General features: G+C 63.1%; 17 protein-coding genes, 1 tRNA gene and 1 pseudogene. 9 read left to right on the top strand and 10 right to left on the bottom strand.

The features are described 5' to 3' along the window. Window positions 1-143 precede the first annotated feature (143 nt). On the top strand, window positions 144-2,288 hold the full coding sequence (gene recG, locus AUC70_RS14230) for an ATP-dependent DNA helicase RecG (protein WP_244505641.1): 2,145 nt from the start codon (window positions 144-146) through the stop codon (window positions 2,286-2,288). Between the two features lie 11 nt (window positions 2,289-2,299). On the opposite strand, the gene AUC70_RS14225 is transcribed toward recG, so the two are convergent. After that, window positions 2,300-3,265: a helix-turn-helix domain-containing protein gene (locus AUC70_RS14225; RefSeq protein WP_069445433.1), complete on the bottom strand. Its 966-nt coding sequence runs from the start codon at window positions 3,263-3,265 to the stop codon at window positions 2,300-2,302. Window positions 3,266-3,358: 93 nt separating this feature from the next. Between AUC70_RS14225 and AUC70_RS14220 the strand changes: the two genes are divergently transcribed. The 6 genes and pseudogenes from AUC70_RS14220 (at window position 3,359) to AUC70_RS14195 (ending at window position 8,128) form a co-directional block, all read left to right on the top strand. Further along, entirely contained in the window at window positions 3,359-3,886 is a 528-nt protein-coding gene (locus AUC70_RS14220) for a hypothetical protein (protein WP_069445432.1), read from the top strand. Between the two features lie 74 nt (window positions 3,887-3,960). Next, window positions 3,961-4,227, top strand: coding sequence for a hypothetical protein (locus tag AUC70_RS14215; RefSeq protein ID WP_069445431.1), 267 nt, complete (start codon window positions 3,961-3,963; stop codon window positions 4,225-4,227). Between the two features lie 46 nt (window positions 4,228-4,273). Further along, entirely contained in the window at window positions 4,274-4,525 is a 252-nt protein-coding gene (locus AUC70_RS14210; RefSeq protein WP_069445430.1) for a hypothetical protein, read from the top strand. Window positions 4,526-4,681: 156 nt separating this feature from the next. Continuing rightward, window positions 4,682-5,098: a hypothetical protein gene (locus tag AUC70_RS14205; protein ID WP_069445429.1), complete on the top strand. Its 417-nt coding sequence runs from the start codon at window positions 4,682-4,684 to the stop codon at window positions 5,096-5,098. A 118-nt stretch (window positions 5,099-5,216) separates the two neighbouring features. Continuing rightward, window positions 5,217-6,652: pseudogene (locus AUC70_RS14200) on the top strand (DUF1254 domain-containing protein). 69 nt (window positions 6,653-6,721) lie between these two features. After that, window positions 6,722-8,128 (top strand): DUF1254 domain-containing protein, encoded by a 1,407-nt coding sequence (locus tag AUC70_RS14195; RefSeq protein ID WP_069445428.1) that lies wholly within the window; start codon window positions 6,722-6,724, stop codon window positions 8,126-8,128. A 31-nt stretch (window positions 8,129-8,159) separates the two neighbouring features. Here the strand turns inward: AUC70_RS14195 and AUC70_RS14190 are convergent, their stop codons facing one another. The 4 genes from AUC70_RS14190 to glmU form a co-directional block, all read right to left on the bottom strand. After that, the gene (locus tag AUC70_RS14190; protein WP_083241603.1) at window positions 8,160-8,801 is read right to left on the bottom strand and encodes a DUF502 domain-containing protein; all 642 of its coding nucleotides are present in this window, start codon (window positions 8,799-8,801) and stop codon (window positions 8,160-8,162) included. A gap of 284 nt (window positions 8,802-9,085) precedes the next feature. Continuing rightward, complete coding sequence (locus AUC70_RS14185; protein WP_206599397.1) at window positions 9,086-10,048, bottom strand: tetratricopeptide repeat protein; 963 nt, start codon at window positions 10,046-10,048, stop codon at window positions 9,086-9,088. Between the two features lie 152 nt (window positions 10,049-10,200). Beyond that, window positions 10,201-12,021 carry a glutamine--fructose-6-phosphate transaminase (isomerizing) gene (gene glmS / locus AUC70_RS14180; protein WP_069445426.1) on the bottom strand — a complete coding sequence of 607 codons (1,821 nt, stop codon included), beginning with the start codon at window positions 12,019-12,021 and terminating at the stop codon, window positions 10,201-10,203. Window positions 12,022-12,163: 142 nt separating this feature from the next. Then, window positions 12,164-13,513: a bifunctional UDP-N-acetylglucosamine diphosphorylase/glucosamine-1-phosphate N-acetyltransferase GlmU gene (gene glmU / locus AUC70_RS14175; protein ID WP_069445425.1), complete on the bottom strand. Its 1,350-nt coding sequence runs from the start codon at window positions 13,511-13,513 to the stop codon at window positions 12,164-12,166. A 791-nt stretch (window positions 13,514-14,304) separates the two neighbouring features. Here glmU and AUC70_RS17405 point away from each other — a divergent pair. Next, a complete protein-coding gene (locus AUC70_RS17405) occupies window positions 14,305-14,763 on the top strand; it encodes an SPOR domain-containing protein (RefSeq protein WP_193427324.1) in 459 nt (152 codons plus the stop codon). Window positions 14,764-14,801: 38 nt separating this feature from the next. On the opposite strand, the gene AUC70_RS14160 is transcribed toward AUC70_RS17405, so the two are convergent. From AUC70_RS14160 to AUC70_RS14140, 5 genes are all read right to left on the bottom strand, one after another. Next, window positions 14,802-16,043 carry an amino acid ABC transporter substrate-binding protein gene (locus tag AUC70_RS14160; protein WP_083241602.1) on the bottom strand — a complete coding sequence of 414 codons (1,242 nt, stop codon included), beginning with the start codon at window positions 16,041-16,043 and terminating at the stop codon, window positions 14,802-14,804. Between the two features lie 134 nt (window positions 16,044-16,177). Next, complete coding sequence (gene ypfJ, locus AUC70_RS14155) at window positions 16,178-17,164, bottom strand: KPN_02809 family neutral zinc metallopeptidase (protein ID WP_069445422.1); 987 nt, start codon at window positions 17,162-17,164, stop codon at window positions 16,178-16,180. A gap of 351 nt (window positions 17,165-17,515) precedes the next feature. Beyond that, on the bottom strand, window positions 17,516-17,872 hold the full coding sequence (locus AUC70_RS14150) for a hypothetical protein (RefSeq protein WP_069445421.1): 357 nt from the start codon (window positions 17,870-17,872) through the stop codon (window positions 17,516-17,518). A 63-nt stretch (window positions 17,873-17,935) separates the two neighbouring features. After that, window positions 17,936-19,465 carry a monocarboxylate uptake permease MctP gene (gene mctP, locus AUC70_RS14145; protein ID WP_069445420.1) on the bottom strand — a complete coding sequence of 510 codons (1,530 nt, stop codon included), beginning with the start codon at window positions 19,463-19,465 and terminating at the stop codon, window positions 17,936-17,938. Next, window positions 19,462-19,743 carry a DUF3311 domain-containing protein gene (locus AUC70_RS14140; RefSeq protein ID WP_069445419.1) on the bottom strand — a complete coding sequence of 94 codons (282 nt, stop codon included), beginning with the start codon at window positions 19,741-19,743 and terminating at the stop codon, window positions 19,462-19,464. Before AUC70_RS14140 ends, mctP begins: the two co-directional genes overlap by 4 nt. A gap of 215 nt (window positions 19,744-19,958) precedes the next feature. On the opposite strand from AUC70_RS14140, the gene AUC70_RS14135 reads away from it, so the two are divergent. After that, a tRNA-Lys gene (locus tag AUC70_RS14135) sits at window positions 19,959-20,034 on the top strand. Window positions 20,035-20,144: the final 110 nt, after the last annotated feature.

Here is a 20,144-nt window from a genome sequence, read left to right as displayed (position 1 = left end):
TTCCAATCCTCGTTGCTGCGTTAGACAGAGCGGCCCTTTCGATGTCAAGGCCGCGCCGCGCCGCACAGAGCCCGAGCCCTGCGATACAAAGGCCGCGCTTTGGGATACCAGGTCCGTCCCGAATCGCCTGATAGACTAGGCCCATGCGCCCCGCCCGGCTCAATCCGCTCTTCACACCCGTACGCACGCTGAAAGGTGTCGGCCCGCGAATCGAAGGGCTCCTAGACAAACTTTTAGCGCCCAAAGGTGTCGGGCCCAAGGGTACGGGCGAAACGGCCGTTGGCAGCCATGCCCGCCTGATCGACCTTCTGTGGCATTTTCCGGTCGGGCTCATCGACCGGGCGCACACGCCCTCGATCGCCGAGAGCCCGCTGGGGCAGATCGTGACCCTGACCGTCCGTGTGGCCGAGCATCGTCCCGGCGGCGGGCGGAAGGGACGCCGGGCGCCCTATCGCATCCTCGTTGAGGACGAAACCAGCGCGCTCGACCTCGTCTATTTCAAGGCCGATCAGCGCTATCTGGAACGCCTGCTTCCCGTGGGCGAGACCAGGATCATATCGGGCCGCTCGAATCCTACGACGGCCGCCTGCAAATGCCCCACCCGGACCATGTGGCCCCTGTGGAAGGCGGCCGGCGTGCCGGAGCTCGAACCGGTCTACCCTCTGACGGCCGGCCTCTCCAATACGAGCCTGCGCAAAGCCGTCCACGGCGCGCTGCAGGCGCTGCCCGATCTGCCCGAGTGGATCGACGACGCATTTCTGAAGAAGAACGATTGGGACTCGTTCGCTAAGAGCATCAAGGCGCTTCACGCCCCAACGACCGACCAAGACTTCCTGCCGAGCAACCCGGTGCGGGAGCGGCTCGCCTATGACGAGCTTCTCGCCAACCAGCTCGCGCTTGCCATTCTCCGCCAATCGATGAAGCGCCGTGCAGGGCGGACGATCACGGCGCCGGGACGGCTTCGCAAAGCGATCCTCGATGCCCTGCCCTTCGCTCTGACGGGCGCGCAGACGCGCGCGCTTGCGGAGATAGACGCGGACATGGCCGACCCGCTGCACATGCTGCGCCTCCTGCAAGGCGACGTGGGCAGCGGCAAGACGATCGTCGCGCTTCTGGCCATGGCGACAGCGGTCGAGGCCGGTCATCAGGCTGCCTTGATGGCCCCGACCGAACTCCTGGCGCGCCAGCACTTCGAGACCATCTCCCGGTTCGCCGCACCCGCCGGCCTTCGCGTGCGGCTGCTCACGGGCCGCGAGCGAGGCAAGGAACGGCTCGCGATCCTCGACGCGTTGAAGGCCGGTGAAATCGATATCCTGCTCGGCACCCACGCGCTGTTTCAGGAGGCAATCGCGTTCAAGGATCTCGGCCTTGCGGTCATCGACGAGCAGCATCGCTTCGGTGTGCACCAACGGCTGGCGCTTCAGGCGAAGGGTGTCGGTGCGGGCGCCGAACTTCTCGTCATGACGGCGACCCCCATTCCACGGACTCTGCTGCTGACCAGCTACGGCGATCTGGACGTATCCCGGCTTGACGAGAAGCCGCCGGGGCGCAAACCGGTGCTGACGCGGACGGTGCCTCTGGAGCGGCTCGACGAGGTCGTGGACGGGATCGAACGCGCCGTCGAAACCGGCGCGCAGGTCTACTGGGTCTGCCCGCTCGTTGGCGAATCCGAAATGCTCGACCTCGCCGCGGCAGAGGAACGCTTTGCGCATCTGCAGAACCGCTTCGGCGACAAGGTCGGCTTGGTCCACGGCAAGCTGAAGGGCAAAGAGAAAGACGCGGTCATGGCGCGTTTCGCGGCCGGTGAGCTGTCCGTGCTCGTTTCCACCACCGTAATCGAGGTTGGCGTCGACGTTCCCAATGCGTCGATCATGATCATCGAACATGCGGAACGTTTCGGCCTGGCGCAGCTCCACCAATTGCGCGGGCGTGTCGGCCGTGGAGCCGCCCAGTCCTCCTGCGTGCTGCTGTACAAGGCGCCACTTGGCGAGGTCGCCCGCGAGCGGCTCAACGTCATGCGCGACACGGAAGACGGCTTCGTGATCGCGGAGGAGGATTTGCGCCTGCGCGGCGGGGGCGAAGTGCTGGGTACGCGGCAGAGTGGTTTACCTGCCTTCCGCATCGCGCAGCTCCCCGAGCATCAGGACCTGCTCGCAGCCGCCCGTGACGAGGCCAGGCTCTGCCTTTCACGCATGCCGCATTTGGAAGGCGAGCGCGGCGAGCGCTTACGGCTCTTGCTCTACCTGTTCGAACGGGACGATGCAGTGAAGCTCATGCGGGCGGGCTAGCGGCGCAAGGCCTACACACGCCGCGCATAGTCGCGCGGCGAGAGACCCGTCCACCGGCGGAAGGCGCGGCTGAAATGCGCCTGGTCCGAATAGCCGAGCATGAACGCGATCTCGAGCGCGGACTCATCGCCAATGACGACCCGGCGGATGGCTTCGACGCGCCGCACGTCGTCGACAAGCTCCTCGAACGAGAAGCCGAAGTCTCGAAGCCGCCGCTGCAACGTGCGCCGGCTCAGATGTAACAGGCCGGCCACATGATCGATCGTCACCGCGCCGTAAGGCAGAAGCTCCTTGACGAACACGCCCAGACGCTCGGCTGTCTCCAGCGGATCGACGGTGCGGGTCGCCCGATCGAAGGGAGGCAGCGGGAAGTCCAGGATCGAGCGGTCTATGACGATCCCATCGCGATCGCAGCCGAACGCCAGCGAAGAGCCGAACGTTTCCTCAAGCCGGTCGCCTGCCCGTTCGTATGGCTGAACGAACTGCGCACCGACCGCTTCGGGCACGCCTGCAAGCAGCGCGATACCGCGCAGAACGGCAAGGGCGCCGAGGACATGCTGTTGCGGCTCGGCCGCGGAGCGGCCGGCGAACGACAAGCTGAGAACGCCCTGCCCCCCATCAACATCAAAGCGTAGATCGGTTCCTTGGTGGACGAGACCAATGCCCTTCGCGGCGGTCTGGCACGCTTCGCGGACCGTGCGGGCGCCGCTGACCGCGACGCCCCAGGTGCCGAGATCGGTCAGTCTGAACCTGCGTCCGATATCGGCGCCGGGGAAACGGTCGCCGGTGACGGCATAGAGTTCAGCGCCGAGGGCGAAGCAAAGATCGCGCGGCACCCAGCCTTCGGCGTTCAACAGCGAGGACGGGGAAACACCGACTCGCTTGAAAATCTCGACCGGTGAAACCGAGCGGCTCAGCAGATATGGCGCGATATGCAGCAGCGTCCGCGGGTTGTGCGCAAAACTCTCCTGCAGCATTCGAGACCGTTCCTTTTGGCACCAGATGGCAAGACTTATACCCGAGCCTCTGCATAGGGTCACGCGCTTACAATCCTAGAGGGAACCCCCGAAATGACGATACGAGCTCGCAGTGCTGTGGGCGTCGCGCTGGCCCTGACCCTTCTCGTCCTTGGCGTCTTCGTTGCCAATGCCGCAGAAGAGACGAAGATGGCCGACTTCCTGTTCGTCCAGACCGCCAAGAGCATGGCGTTCGACCCGGACACCAGCACGCTGAAACTGGAGAATGTCAGCCCCGTGACGTTGTTCTTCACGGACCGTCCGGAGCGCATCGCCGGCAATATGAAGACGACGAAGTTCATCCCGTTTTGGAGCGAGGGCAAAGACAGCTTCAAGTCCGACCCGCCGAACGCGGACATCTCCATTATCGACGGCAAGACACTCAAGCAGACCGTAGTGGAGCTCAAGGATCCGGTCCTCGACAACGACACCCTGACCTACACGGTCAAAATCATCGAAGGCGAGATGCCGGCCGAAGGCACCGAGGTAGCCGTGTTCATCGACATTATCGGCCGGCCTTTGACGCCGCTGTCCTATGCGGGCGTTGCGCGGCGTTCGTTCCGGCGCGCCGCTCTTTACTAGCGCCCCTTTTACTAGCGCCCCTTGTTGCGCGGATGTAGAAGCTAACATTGCCATTGTATTCTAGTGAGGAAAACATGACGAAAATTCTAGCCATTGCAGCCATCCTGACCGGCGCTTTTGCCATGCCGGCATTCGCTGCCGAGCCTACGCCGGCGGAGGAAAAGTACTGCGACGTCGACTATCGGAAGTACTGCAACGAAGACGGCATCGGCTCGGAGCTGCTGACGCTCTGCATGCGCCAGCACGGCCATGAGCTGTCTCCTGACTGCATCAAGGCGCTTGAGCAGGCCGGCGAGTTGACCCCGTCGGAAGAAGCTGACGCCAAGGCACACGGCCTCTAGCCGTAAGGCCACAGCATTGAGATCAAATTCTCGAGGATACACTCAGATGACAAAGTTGCTTGCAGGGCTTTGCGCCGGACTTCTGCTGGTCGGTTTCGGACTGGCTCCGGCGCCGGTTCACGCTCAGGACGAGGCCGCCGGCGACAGCGCCACGGCCGCCGGCTCGGCGGAAGAGGCTCCCAAAGAGGAGACCTTCATGGACAAGTTGAAGGAAACCTTCAAAGAGACCACGACGCCGACCGATGAGGAAACGGACGCGATCGGAACGTCGGAAGACGCCGGCCGCGACCTTTATTGACCGACTTCGCTTAAGGGTCTGGGCTCGATTAGCTCAGACCAAGGCCACTGGAACCTGGAGTGGTTCTTGTGCGTCCAATATTAGGTCATAACACCTCTTGAGCCGTCGTCGTTCGACTGCGCTCAAGAGGTGTTAACTCGTCAAGGAGACCATTAAATGCTCGTTTCCAACTTTGCCCGCGGCGCGTTTTTTGCCGCGCCGGTTTTCGCCGTCCTTTGTGTCGTCACGGCCCCCGCGCACGCGGAGCCACTCGCCTGTAGTCTGACCGAGGTGTTCGAGTGCACGCCCTCTGGCGCGTGCAAGAAGCTCCCGGCGGGATCTCATAACCTTCCGGCTTCCGTCAGCCTCCACGTCAAAGAGAAGAAACTCTTTTCCGGACTGTTTGGCGGAGAGGGCCTGCTGAATTCAGGCGATGTTTATGAGGACGAGAAGGTGCTCATTCTCCACGGCCGCCGGGCTCTGCAAACCTGGACTGCCGTCGTGGACAAGCAGACCGGCGCCTATTCTGGATCGGTCTCGGAGCTTGGCAAGAGCTTCAGCCAGTTCGGCAAATGCTCGATCCCTGTGCAATAGCCTGACCGTATTCCAGCCTGAGACAGTAGAAAATCCCCGGGCACGCTGCCCGGGGAACCTCACCGAAACCTCGAAGCCGGCCGACCTGCGTATCGCACGGCCGTAAGGACTTCTCTACATGTTCCAGAAAGCATCACTGAGCAGGCTTGCCGCCATCGGGTTTGGGGCCGCGCTGATCTTATCCGCAGCGCCCGCGAAAGCGGAGGATTGGCCCAGCATTCTCGACGCCAAGAATATCGCCGAGGAAGGCTTCATCTACGGCCTTCCCATCGTGATGAATTATTCGGTGATGTACGAGTACGCGGTCGACAAGGATTCCAGCCAGTTCAAGGCGCCGTTCAATCAGATCAAGAACGACTCGCAGGTCTATACGTACAAAGACACCGCGGTCGTCACACCGAACAGCGACACGCCTTACTCCATGGTTTGGATGGATCTGAGGGCCGAGCCCATGGTCCTGTCCGTGCCGGCCGTCGAGAAGAAGCGCTACTACTCCGTCCAGCTCGTCGACGGTAACACCTACAATTACGGTTACATCGGGAGCCGCGCCACGGGCGACCAGCCCGGCAGCTACATGGTCGTCGGCCCCAAGTGGGAAGGTGAAGCGCCGAAGGGCATCGACAAGGTGTTCCGGTCCTCGACGGACTTTTCGCTCGCCATCTTCCGCACGCAGCTGTTCGACGCCGCCGATATCGACGGTGTCAAGAAGGTTCAGGCCGGTTACAAGGCTGAACCGCTGCACGCCTTTCTTGGAACCGCCGCACCGCCGCCTGCGCCCGAGGTCGACTTTCCGAAGATCGACAAGGATCTCGCGAAGAGCAATTTCTTCGAGTATCTCGATTTCGCGCTCCAGTTCGCGCCGCCCGCGGAGAACGAGAAGGACATCCGCGCGAAGCTCGCCAAGATCGGCGTCGGTCCGGGCAAGACATTCAAGTTCAGCGACCTGCCGCTCGGCCACCGGATCGAGATCGGCCTCGGCATGAAGCAAGGCGCCAAGAAAGTTTCCGAAGAACTGGCAGCCGGCGCGAAGGACATCAACGGCTGGAAGATCGGGTCCTGGTTCGGCGACCAAGCTTCTACGACGGCGATTGGCTGAAACGCGCGGCGGGTGCCCAAGGCGGCATCTATGGAAACGACTCGGTCGAGGCGACCTATCCGCTGACGCGCGTTGACCAGGACGGCAAACCGCTGGACGGCAGCGAGGCCAACTACACCCTCACCTTCCCCAAGGGAGAACTGCCGCCGGTCAATGCGTTCTGGTCCGTGACCATGTATGACGGCAAGACACAGCTCCTGATCAAGAACCCGATCAACCGCTACCTCATCAACTCGCCGATGCTGCCTGAGTTGAAGAAGAACGAGGACGGCTCGTTGACGCTGTATATCCAGAACACGTCTCCGGGCGCCGACAAGGAATCCAACTGGCTCCCTGCCCCCGATGGGCCGATCTATCTCGTGATGCGGCTTTACTGGCCGAAGACCGAGGCCCCTTCCATCCTTCCGGCTGGCAAAGGGGCCTGGAAACCGCCGGCCGTGACGCGCGTTAGCAAATAGCCAGCAGGCCTGTGCCGGCCGGACTCGGCACGGAAACGGACGACTCTACATTTCCAAGGAAGACTCCCGATGCGAAAAATTCTTCGACTGATGGGCCTGCTTCTCTTTGCGTGCGTCGCGCCTTTGGCCGCGACGCCGGCAAAGGCGATCACGCAGGACGAAGCAAACGCTATCGCGACCGAGGCCTATCTTTATCTATACCCGCTGGTGACGATGGACCTGACTCGCCGGCAATCCACGAATGTGGACAAGGTCGGCGAGTTCGCGGGCCCCGAAAACATGTTCGTCAACGTACCGACTTACCCCACGGCAGCGATGAAGACGGTGGTGCGGCCGAACTTCGATACCCTGTATTCAGCTGCCTGGCTCGACCTGACCAAGGAGCCGATGGTTGTTTCGATGCCGAGTACGGACGGGCGCTACTACCTCCTGCCGATGTTGGACATGTGGACCGACGTCTTTGCGTCGCCCGGCTGGCGCACGACAGGAACAAAGGCGCAGACCTTCCTCGTCACGCCGCCCGGCTGGACCGGCACGGTTCCCGGGGGCCTCACACAAATAAAGGCGTCGACGCCCTATGTGTGGATCATCGGCCGCATCAAGACGGACGGTCCGGACGACTACGCGGCTGTCAACAAGATCCAAGACGCCATCACGCTGCGGCCCCTGTCTCAGAAGGACAACGCCGACTGGAAGCCTGAGCCGACGAAGATCGATCCCGATATCGACATGAAGACGCCGCCCAAGGAGCAGGTGGACACGATGCCGGGTGACAAGTTCTTCACCTACGCGGCCGAGCTTATGAAGCTGCAACCGCCGCACTTCACCGACCAGCCGATCATCGCGCGGATGAAACGGATTGGTTTCGAGGCCGGTAAGAGCTTCGACTTCGAGAACGCCAATCCGGCCATCAAGTCGGCAGTGCAGCAAGCGCCGAAGGCGGCGCAAGAGCTGATGGCGTGGAAGCTGCCGAGGCTGGCCGAAGTCGTCAACTATTGGTCGATGAACACCGATACGGTCGGCGTCTACGGCAACTACTATCTGAAACGCGCTATCCTCACGCAACAGGGTCTCGGCGCGAATGTGCCCGAGGACGCGATCTACCCGCTGAATATCGGCGACAAGGACGGCAAACCTCTCGACGGCTCGAACAACTACACAATCCACTTCGAAAAGGACGAGATTCCGCCGGTGGACGCGTTCTGGTCCATCACGCTTTACGATCCGCAGGGTTTTCAGGTGGCCAATCCGCTAAACCGGTTTGCGGTCTCGAACTGGATGCCGTTCCAGTACAACGACGACGGCTCGCTCGACCTTTATTTCCAGAACGAGAGCCCCGGGAAAGACAAGGAAGCGAACTGGCTGCCGGCGCCCAAGGGTCCGTTCAACCTGACCATGCGTCTTTACGCGCCCAAGTCTGCTGCGCTGACCGGCAAGTGGTCCCCGCCGCCCGTCACGAAGGTGGACGCGGAATAAGCGCCCGACGATCGTCTGTGAAGAGCTCGCCCTACGCGGCGGGCTCTTCTTCTTTCGGCGGAACGACCGTCGGCGTCGCCTGCTTCTTCTTCGCCTGCTCGGCAAGCTGCTTCAGCTTGCTCTGCTTCGGCGCCACAAGGCCGGCGGAGATGACGAGCTTGGCGCCGTCGTCGATGGCCATGTCGAGCAGGATCACGTCTTTCGCAGGCATGAACATCACGAAGCCCGTCGTGGGGTTCGGCGCGTTCGGCATGAACACGGTCATGAGCTCGTCGTTGTCGAGCTTGTCCTTGATCTCACCCGGCGGATCGCCGGAGACGAAAACGATCACATAGAGGCCCTTCCGTGGAAACTCGATGAGCCCCACGCGCTTGAACGACGTCCCCTGCTTCGAAAAGACCGTGGTGAAGATCTGCTTCAAGAGACGGTACACGCCGCGTACCACCGGCATGCGGTCGAGCAGGATGACGCCGTAGCTCACGATGGTCCGGCCGAACAGGTTCGCGGCCAGCGCACCGATGAGCATTAGCCCGACGATGCCGAAGACTAGGCCGACACCCGGCACGTTGAAGGGCAGGAAGTTGTCCGGCAGGTAGGAGTTCGGAATGAGCGGCTTCACCCAGCCGTCGACCAGGTTGATGAACCACCACACCACATAGATGGTGATCGCCACGGGCCCGACGATGATGAGGCCTGTGAGGAAGTAGCCGCGGAGCCGCGCTAGGAAATGCGACGAGGTCGGCTCGAGCGCGCCGAATAGGCTGTGATCGTCCTCGTCGTCGAGCCCCGGAAAATCGGGATCGTGGTGCTCGGGTTTTGGTCCGTATTCTTGTCGTCGGGATTGGTCATCGTGGGGTGTGGTTTCGGGAAAAATCCAAAAAGAGGGAACTGAAGGCGCTTAGTGGGACGAAAGTCATAACCTGTCTATGGATCGAAGAGAATGCGCGCCTTTCGCGTCTATTGACCGCTGCCTGTGACCGAATTCCACCATTTCTTTACCCCGCTTCCGCCCTCGCCTTCGCTCACCGAGGCATCCCAGCCCGCGGTCGGGGCCGCCTGAGGCTGTGCCGCTGCGGACGATGCCGTTGAAGACCGCTTGGCCGTCGTCGTGTTCGCGGCAGGCGCACTTGGGGCCGCCGGGGCCGGCGCTGTCTGCGCGGCAGGCGCACCGCCGCCCGCCACCGAGCCCCACCAACGCGAGACGGCATTCCCGCCCGATCCTTCGCTCACCGAGGCATCCCAGCCCGAGGTCGGGGCCGCCTGGGGAGCGGCGGCCGAAGCGCCCTCGCCTGCCGGCGCCGTTGCGCTCTGTGTTGCTGCATTGGGGGACCCGAAGCTCGGGACGATCTTGTCCCAAACGCTGGTGTTCTCAGCCGGGGCCGCTTCGCCTTCGGGCTGGGCCGCCGTCTTCGGCGCGCCGAAACTCGGGACCACCTTTTCCCACACCTCGCCTGGGCTAGGCACGCTGGGAACGCTGGGGATGAAGCTTGCAACCCCCCCACTCGCCACGGGACCGACGCCGCCGTCCTGGGAGATGAGCTTCTGCACGGTGCTGGCACTGGAGTAACGCCGGGCCTGCGCCATCGCGGACGCGCCCTGGCTCTCCATCCCGGCCGCCTGGTAGGCAAGGCCTTTGTTCACGTACGCGCGCGCCTTGTCGGAGGACGGCAGTCCGAGCCACAGAGCCGCCCCGAGATCGGCTGCGGCCTGCCCCGGATAGCCGGCCCGCCGGTAGGCGATGCCGCGCAGATAGAGGGCTCTGGACACTTGATTGATGGTGGCGTCCGGATCGTTGACCGTCGCCGAAAGCTGCCGTGCCGCGTCGGTGAATTGACCTGCGGTCAACGAGGCCTCGCCGCGCCTTAAGCCGATGTCCTGGGAGAAGGCGGGTGCCGGCAGCACGGCCACAGCGCATGTCACCCCGAGCGCCACCCCCAACCCAGGGGCAAGCCTTCCGGAGATAAGTCGCAAGAGGTGTCCGACGCTGCACAAATTCCGCGGCCGGACGGTGTCCTGAATATCCGCCATGCCCTTGCTCAATCAAAGAAATCAGGCAAATCCGAGGCTAGAGTCTACTCGACCGTAACTGACTTTGCGAGATTTCGAGGCTGATCCACATCGGTTCCCATGAAGACCGCCGTGTAATAAGCGATCAACTGAACCGGAACAGCATAGACCAAAGGCGAAACGAAAGGGTGAACGGTCGGGACCGCCAAGGTGGTCTGTACCGCGCAGCCGACGCTGGCGGGGTCGGCGTCGCTGACGAGGACGATCTTGCCCTCCCGGGCCGCAACTTCCTGCATGTTGGAGACGGTCTTGTCGAAAAGCTCGTCCCGCGGGGCTATCACGATGACCGGCACGCTCTCGTCGATCAGGGCGATGGGGCCGTGCTTGAGCTCTCCGGCGGCGTAACCTTCGGCGTGGATATAGGAAATTTCTTTGAGCTTGAGCGCACCCTCGAGCGCGATCGGATAGCTCGTGCCCCGGCCGAGATAGAGTACGTCCCGCGCCTTCGACAGGCTGTGGGCCAGTTCCTCGTAGGGTGACTCATCGCGAAGAATTTCCGCCATGTGCCGGGGAACCTCCACCAGGGCTTCCACGAGTTCGGCCTCGAGCTCGGGACCGATCGTGCCCCGCGCCTTGCCCGCGGCGATCGCCAAACACGCCAGCACGGTGAGCTGACAGGTGAACGCCTTCGTCGAGGCCACGCCGATCTCGGGGCCGCCGAGTGTCGGCAACACGCCGTCCGATTCGCGCGCAATCGAGGACTCGCGCACGTTGACCACGGACAGGACATGCTGGTTCTGCTCCCGGCAATAGCGGAGCGAGGCCAAGGTGTCGGCCGTCTCGCCCGACTGGGACACGAACAGCGCCGCGCCGCCTGGATCCATCGCGATCTCGCGGTAACGGAACTCCGAGGCGATATCCACATCGACCGGCAGCTTCGCCCAACGTTCGAACCAGTACTTCGCGACGAGGCACGCATAGAACGCCGTGCCGCACGCCGATAGGGACAGCCGGTTGATATTGGCGAAGTCGAACGGAAGGTCCGGCAGCGCGACCTGATTGGACGCAAGGTCCAGATAGTGCGCCAGGGTATGGCCGACGACTTCCGGCTGTTCGTGAATCTCCTTGGCCATGAAGTGGCGGAAATTGCCCTTGTCCACCACGAGCCCGGCGCCGCTGGATTTCACGACGCTGCGGTCGACCACGGCTCCGTCGCGCCCGTGAATGGTCACGCCTTCACGCGTGATAACGGCCCAGTCGCCGTCCTCCAGATAGGCGATGTTGTCGGTGAACGGCGCCAGCGCGATCGCATCGGAGCCGACGTACATCTCGCCGTCGCCATAGCCGATGGCGAGCGGGCTCCCCTGCCGGGCGGCGACCATGAGGTCGTCGTAGCCTTTGAAGATCATCGCGAGCGCGAACGCGCCTTGAAGGTGGGACAGCACCTTATGGACGGCAGCGATGGGGTCCTTCCCATCGCGCAGCTCACGCGTGATGAGATGCGCGATCACTTCCGTGTCCGTATCGGACGTAAAGGCGGCGCCTTCGCCCTGGAGTTCGGCTTTCAGTTCGCGGAAATTCTCGATGATGCCGTTGTGGACCACCGCTACATCGTCGGTCATATGCGGATGGGCGTTGGACTCGCTCGGTTTCCCGTGCGTGGCCCAACGGGTATGGCCGATGCCGGCATTGCCCGCCAGCGGCTCCACCGACAGGAGCGCCTCGAGGTTGCGCAGCTTGCCTTCGGCGCGCCGCCGTTCGATGTCGCGCGCGCCCACGGTCGCAACGCCCGTCGAATCGTAGCCGCGGTATTCGAGGCGCTTCAGCGCATCGACCAGCAGCTCGGCGACGGGCCCTTTACCGAGGACGCCAACAATTCCGCACATCGTCCTCTACTCCCTTATCGTCTTGCCATACGTCATGTGTTTTTCGGGTCTTAAGTGTTGCTAGCTAGGCACCGGCATCATCGCAACTCACGAGCTGTATCGCTTTATTGCGTGTTGCGCAGTGCAGTGTATCGGACCTGCCCTATTTGGACTTGTCCCGGCTCCGCCGCTCCCGAACCTTCGCAGCCCAGCCGGCGCGTTCTTCCTGCTTTGCCCGCGTGACCGCCAACGCGTCGTCGGGAACGTCCTTCGAGATCACGCTGCCGGATCCGACATAGGCGCCGTCGCCGATCTTGACCGGCGCCACGAGCGAGCTGTTCGATCCGATGAAGGCGCCGGCACCGATCTCCGTCTTGTGCTTAGCGAAGCCGTCATAGTTACAGGTAATGGTTCCGGCGCCGATATTCGCCTTCGCCCCCACGGTGGCATCGCCGATATAGGTGAGGTGATTGACCTTCGCGCCTTCGGCGATGTGCGCATTCTTGATCTCGACGAAATTGCCCACATGGGCCCCTGGCGCCAGATCGGCACCCGGCCTTAACCGCGCGTACGGTCCGATGGTCACGTTCGCGCCGATCCGCGCCTGTTCGAAGTGACAGAAACCTTTGATGGTTGCGCCGTCTTCGATCGCGACCCCCAGTCCGAAGATCACATTGGGCTCGATCAGCACATCGCGGCCGATGACGGTGTCGTAGCTGAAGAAGACGGTCTCCGGAGCAATCAGGGTCGCGCCCTGCTCCATGGCCGCGGCGCGCAGCCGCCGCTGGATCAGCGCTTCGGCAACCGCCAGTTCCGACCGCGAGTTGACGCCGAGAACCTCCTCGCCGTTCGACAGGACCACACGCGTCTGCAGTCCGTCTTGATACGCCAGCCCGACCGCGTCGGTGAGATAGTACTCGCCCTTGGCGTTGTCGTTGCCGATGCGCGCGATCAGGCCCGACAGCGTCTTGCCCGACCGGAAGGCCATGATGCCCGAGTTGCAGAGCGTCAGCGCACGCTCGGCGGCGGTGGCATCCTTCTCCTCGCGGATCCCCGCAAGCCGGCTTTTGTCGTCGAAGAGCAGACGGCCATAGCCGGTAGGATCGGCCGCCTCGAAACCGATGACGACGAGATCGGCGCCCGCTTCCAGTTCGCCCAGGACAGCCTTCAGCGTTTCGGGCCGCAGGAGCGGCGTGTCGCCGTAAAGAACCAGCACCGGACCGTCCGCGCCCTCATAGGCCGGCGCGGCCGACTTCACCGCATCGGCGGTGCCCATCTGGTCAGCCTGCACGAACACTTGCGCCTCGGGCACAACGGACAATCCCGCCTCACCCACGGCCTCCATGCCCGGGCCGATCACGAGAGCCGCGCGCTTGACGCCAGCCGAGGCAGCGGCTCCGAGCACATGCGCGAGCATGGGCGCGCCGGCCAGGCGATGGAGGACCTTGGGCAGATCCGACTTCATGCGGGTGCCCTTGCCCGCAGCAAGGACGACGGCGAGAGCCTGTGTCATCTGACTTCGTAAATCCTATGCGCTTTCGGGAGCCCGGACCGGCAACCCCCTGAGTTTTTCAGAAACCGCGCCCTATCTAGTCCATAGCAGCGCTCAGGGCCACCGCACTGAACTCCAATTCTTGTCATGAGAGGGTTACGGTACGGGAAAAATTGACCCGTGGAATGAAGCGGGTAATCTCCGATTTGCAGCTTCGGCTCAACGATTTGAGGGGATGCGTCCGGCGGCAAGCGCCGCGGACGCGGCGAGAGGAGATTTCCCATGGCACGACGGCGTGTTGGCACGTCCGGTACGGTCCGGACCGTAGTCTCCGTACTATGGATCGCCCTTGGCGGCCTCTCCGCATATTACCTGTTCACGCTTTTCACCGGCGCCGCACCGGCTGTCAGCCGGACGCCCCAGATGGCCGCGCCTGCGTCCTCTGCGCCCGCCGCCTCCGCGCCGGCCGCCCAAGCAGGTCTGTCAGCGGAACAATTGGGCGTCATCGACGCCAATCTGCAAACGCTTTCACAGCATTTGGCGACCTTGGACAAGCGACTGCGGCCAATCGAAAGCTTCATTGGACCAGCGGCGAAACTGCCGCCCTCCAATTCCGTCTCCACGTCGCCGCCCCGCGCGATGCCTAAGCTGGAGCCGCTCCCGAAAGCATCAGCCGTTACAGCCGCGCCGCCGGCACCTGCGGCACAGGCCGCGCCGAAGCCCGCTCCGGCGCCAAAGGCGCTGAGACGCCGAAACCGGCTCCGCCACCGCCAGTTGCTGCAGCCGCGCCGCCGGAGCCACCAAAGCCTGCCATGGCCACGCCCGAGCCTCCGAAGCCTGCCGTCGCCGCGGCTCCTGCGCCCCCGAAACCTGCTGAACCCGCGCCACCGCCCCCGGCGCCTCCTGTCGCGGCCGCAGCCCCACCTGCTGCACCGGCGCAAACTCAGGTCGTCGAGGAGCGCACTGATGTCGCGGCCTTGGATCCGGTCGCCTTACCGCCGGCCGCCAATGACGGCTCCACGCGCTACGGCATCGAAATCGGCAGCGTGGCCAAACGCGACGAGCTACGCCCGCTATGGCGCGAATATCTCACGAAGCATGCGGCGCTGGTCGCGGGGCTGCAGCCCCGGCGCGTTCGCGGTCCGGACAATGGCTGGCGTCTGATCGCCGGGCCGTTCGCCAATGCCCAGGATGCCGAGGGTGCCTGCTCGCTGTTCAAGCGGGCGGACCGGCCCTGCGCGGCGACCGTCTACGCCGGAGACGCCCTCTAGGGTTCTACTAGGTCCTGCGAGATTTCGCGGCCAGGCGCTTATGGCGCCTGTTCGGTGACCGCCGGTTTCGTAAGTACCGGCTCTTGCTCCGCCCAGGCATGCGGTGCGATGAGCACATAATCACCATCGATGATTTGGGTCAGCATCAAAGACTTTTCACTGTTCGTGCCCTGCGAGTCGAACTTGATGTGTCCGAAAAACGTATCGAGGTCCGTGGCCGAGATGGCGTCACGCACCTCCTCGGGTTCGAAGCTCTGTGCACGGTTGAATGCATCGGCAAAGACATAGACCGCAGCCGCGGCCTGCGCCGCAACTGACGTCGGCTCATGGTCGTAGGCCTTCTCGTACACGCGTGCGAATTCCTCGCTCGTCCCGAACAGCGCACCCTCGTGCTTCGCCGCACGATCCCATTGCACCGGGCAAAAAACGAAGTTCGAGGAGCGATCGCCCTGCTGTGCGAGCCGCGCGGTTTGGCAATGGGTCACCGCAACCATCGGCACGCTTGCGCCTGCTTTCTCGATTTCGCTGACCGCCGTCATGGCTGTCTCGTCGTGCCCCGATACCAAGAAGATGTCCGGCTTGAGCTTCTTCACCTTATCCAGCGTCGCGGGCATGCTCTCGAAGTTCTCGGGCAATTGGTCGTCGATGACGCATGCAATCCCGAGTCGCCGAACATCGGACAGGATGCCGACGCGTACTTCGCGTGAGAACGAATCGTCCTCGGTCGCCATGGCGATCCGCAGATCGTTCGCGGCTTTACCGAACTTGGCGGCAAAAGCCGCAGCGAATTCGAGGGCCGGTGTGAAGTACTGGTCCGGCGTCGCGGCGACGGCGAAAGAATAACCGCGGCTTCTGCTGCGGGTTCCCTGCCCCCTCGCGACCGAATGCGCGTCGACCATGGGGACACGATTGCGCTCAATCGTCGTCAGTACGGCACGATTCTGCCCGGCATGGTACGGGCCCAGGATGAACTTCACGCCGTCTGTGTGAATCAGCCGGTCGATCAGTTCCTGCGCCTGCAACGGATCGGACTTGTCGTCGTAGTAGCGCGCCTTGAGGCGATAGCGCTTTCCGTTCACCACGACCCCGCCCCGGCCGTTCACCTGGCGGATGGCAAGTTCGTATCCATTTTTGGTATCGGCGCCGCCGCGCCTGTGGGCCCCTGTCAGCGGCACCGTGGTGCCAAGAACAACCTCATCGTCCGACGCGCCTGCAACGCTACAGACATGGGCCGAGACAGCGAAGAACGCTGCGGCCACAAACCACCGGGATATACCCAACTGGCCCCCCGCTTATTGATTATTGGGACAGTCAAGAGACCGCACCTCATTGACCCCATTCCGCAAATACAGCCTACGCTGACTCGCGGGGCAACGCACCACACTAAGCACGATATGTCTCGTCAGACCTCGTGCTATAGTTGATCAGTATTGAACGTATCGCAGGCTTGAAGCTGTCCGCTCTGGAATCCGCGGCGAAACCATCGCACTCGTTGTTCCGAGGAGCCATGTGTGAACGAATCCGGAACGACGTAACCTTGGGTCTGGCGCTGGATGCGATCATCGCCGATGGCGCTGGCCGCTTGTAGGGCCTCGTCGATATCGCCCGGCTCGATAAGACCCTTGTCTGACTGCATTTGGTGGGCCCAAACGCCGGCGAAGCAATCGGCTTGCAGCTCCATGCGGACCTGCAGCGCATTGCCGCCCCTGCGGCCCATTCGCCGCTTCGCCGCCTCGACCTTGTCGGCGATCCCCAACACCTTCTGAACGTGATGCCCAACCTCATGGGCGATCACATATGCCTGAGCAAAGTCGCCGGGCGCACGGAACCGATTCTTCAGTTCACGGTAGAATTCGAGATCGATGTATACCTTCTCATCGGCCGGGCAGTAGAAGGGTCCCATTGCCGACATGCCCGTGCCGCAGGCAGAGCGTACGGAGCCGTCGAACAAGACCAGCCGGGGTTCTCTATATCTCCCGCCGAGCTGGTTGAAGACATTGTTCCAAACGTCCTCGGTGGTCGCGAGAACGACCGAGACGAAGCTCTTGAGATCGTCTTCGCTCGAGGACTGGGGCCTCGTGATTTGGCCCTGCGTGCCGGGCGCCGGAAGGTTGGTGGTCCGGGGTTGCTGCGGCAAACGAATATCGGGGAATCCCGATCCGCTTCCGCCGGTCGGTCCGGACCCTTGCATGAGGGAGCCGGGATCAAAGCCGAAGAACAGCACGAGACCGAGGATAATCAGAATGCCGAGGAGGCCGATGCCGCCGCCTTTTCCACCGCCGCCGCCGCTGGACGGCACGCGCATCCCGCCGCGGCCTGGAAATGGGAACCGGAAGATCCCACCGCCACTTCCGCGCCGGTCTTCAACGTTCTCGCTCTGCCGTTGGCCGCGCCACCGCATATCACTGTCCTCGCGAAGCTTTTTAGATGCGCAACGCGCATTTTGCATGCGTCACCGGATGGCACAAGCCACCTCGCGCGTGGCCGCACGCAGACGCCCGCGAGAGGCCATCCGACAGCCTTTCCGGCCCTAATTGAGCGTCATCAAACGGGTTGAGAACTCAGGCGCAAATGGCTGTGGTTATTAAACTAACTGACAACGAATCGTCATAGAACTGCCATAGGAACTCGCCATGCTCCCCCTGCCCAGTAGAGTTCGGTCTGGGCAGGTAGTGCGTTCTGTGTAATGCGTACGAGCCTCGGCACTCCCCGCGCCGGGGCTCTTCCTTTTTTTGGCCCCGAGAACCGGGCTTCACACCGAAAATCCCGCCTCGATCCCTGGCTTCGCGCAAAGGCTTTGCGCCGCGCTACGGATTGCCTCCGGCCGCGCGTCGAGGGTGCTGTCCTCCTGCATTTCATCCGGTGGCGATACGCCGTCATCCATCTCCGCGCCGCCCATCTCCATTCGGGGCGGCACCTCTTCCTCGGACATCGTGTCCGTGTGCCCTGGGTCGGCCGCCTCCATCTGGTGGCCTCCCGAGGCTTCCGTCGCGGTATGGGTGTCGCTCTCGCCGCCGCCGAGTATGAGTTGCGCAATCACGAAGCAGACCACAATCGCCGCCAGGACGATAAGCAAGTAGCCGCGGCTCTGCGGATTGTGTTGTGCCATGACGATCCCTCCCTATCGCAGGCTCACTTCCCGCCCGGTGGCGGGAAGACAGCTGGACGAAGCCTATCGGCGAATCGGGTTCCGGTCGAGCGGTTCGGCCTGCGGCCAAAGGCGATCCAGCACGGGACTTAACACCACGGCCACGAGAAGGTTCACGATGACCGAATAGAGCGCCGCATAGCCGGGGACCGTGAGTCCCAGCACCTCGAACGGATAGATTGACGACACGAAGCCGCGGCTGGCGGCCATATACGTCCCGACTGCGGTTCCGGCTGCCCAGCCGAGCAGCAGCGCGTGCGCGTTGAAGCCCCGCGTAAACAGCCCGAGCAGGATCGGCGGCAGAAGCTGAATGATCCAGATGCCGCCGAGGAGCTGCAACTGGATCGCATAGCTGTGGGGGATCGCCAGGATAAAGACGACCGCGCCCACCTTCACAACGAGCGACACGATCTTGGCGACACGCGCCTCCTCCGCGTCGCTGCAGTTCGGCCGCCAATACTCCTTATAGAGATTGCGCGTGAACAGGTTGGCGCAAGCGATGGACATAATCGCCGCCGGCACGAGTGCACCGATGGCCACGGCGGCGAAGGCGACGCCCACGAACCAGCTCGGGAACATGTCGAGAAAGAGCGCCGGCACGGCGAAGTTTGCGCCGTAGCGTTCGAAGCCGGCCGCATGTAGCGGGTTCTTATCGACCCCGGCCGCGATCGCCATGTATCCGAGCAGTGCGATCAAGCCCAGAATGAAGGAATAGGCCGACAGCGCAGCGGCATTGCGCCGAATGACCCGGCCGCTCGAGGCGCTCAAGATCCCCGTCATCGAATGCGGATAGAGGAACAGCGCCAGAGCCGACCCGAGCGCCAGCGTCACGTAGGCGCTGAAATTGCCGAGCGAGTTACCGGTCGGCGGCGTCAGGGTCAGCTTGGCTTGCGGGACGGCGTCGAAGATCGCGCCGTAGCCGCCGAGCTTAGCCGGGATGATCACGATCGCCGCAAAGATCGTGACGAAGATGAGCATGTCCTTCACCACGGCGATCAGCGCTGGCGCGCGCAAGCCGCTCGTATAGGTAAAGGCGGCCAGGATGATGAAGGCGATAATGAGCGGGATGTGCCCGGCAAAGCCGTGTGTCGAAGCCGAGCGCGCCGACCACTTCCATGCCGACGAGCTGCAGCGCGATATAGGGCATAGTCGCGACGAGCCCCGTGCGACCGCCAGCGCCAGCAAGCGCGAGTTGAAGCGGAAGCGGATATAGTCCGCCGCCGTCACATGCCCTTCCCTCCTGGCGATGACCCAAAGACGCGGGAACACAAGGAACAGGATCGGATAGATCATGATCGTATAGGGCACGGCGAAGAAGCCCATCGCGCCGACGCCGAATACAAGCGCGGGCACCGCGATGAAGGTGTACGCCGTGTAGAGGTCGCCCCCTAAGAGGAACCACGTCACGATCGTGCCGAAGCGGCGCCCGCCGAGCCCCCACTCATGGAGCTGATCGAGATCCGCTTTGCGCCAACGCGCGGCGATGAAGCCGACCCAAGTGACGAACACGAACAGGACGACAAATACGATCGTCGCGGTGAGGTCGAAATTCACGGGCGCCCTCCCCGTCCCGCGTCCTCACCGGATTTCGTCTTCTGATCGGCCCGCTCCGCCGCGAACGTCTCGCGCCGATCGAGGTAATAGACGGCCATCACCACCAGGGCGCCCACGATGATGGCGGCGAGCTGGTACCAATAGAAAAACGGGATCCCCAGCAGCGTGGGTTCGATCCGGTTGTAGAGGGGAACCCAGGCCACGAGAGCGAACGGAATGATCAGCAGCAGCCGCGGCCAATATCGCCACGGAGAGCCACGCTTCACCTCTGTGCTCATAACTTTCCCCCCGCACCCTACGTTCTGGTGATTGGGCCCGGCTGGGCCGGACGGGACCATACTGAATGGTGAGGGCCGCTGAACAGGCTAATTTCGCGTTCTTGGTCGCGACCCCGGCAGCAGCAGCCGGGCCCCTGCGGCGAAAGAATCGGGCAAACGGTGGCCTAGCGTGTTGACCTCGCCCTACCTCCCGCTCCATATGGACGGCTTGGTGAGAGCGCGTAGCTCAGCCGGTAGAGCATCTGACTTTTAATCAGAGGGTCCAGGGTTCGAGTCCCTGCGCGCTCACCAAAACTTCCAATGGCCCAGGCGGTCGAATTTCCCTCCGCATCCAATCCCCCACCTCAAATAGCGAGAATCGTCTCCTGTCGCGTCTGCCGACGCGATGGGATCGGCGGATG

Origin of the sequence: Methyloceanibacter stevinii (assembly GCF_001723355.1) — a bacterium.
Taxonomy (GTDB): Bacteria; Pseudomonadota; Alphaproteobacteria; order Rhizobiales; family Methyloligellaceae; genus Methyloceanibacter; species Methyloceanibacter stevinii.
Note: the sequence above shows the minus strand (reverse complement) of the source record. Positions and strands in the feature narration are given on the sequence as shown.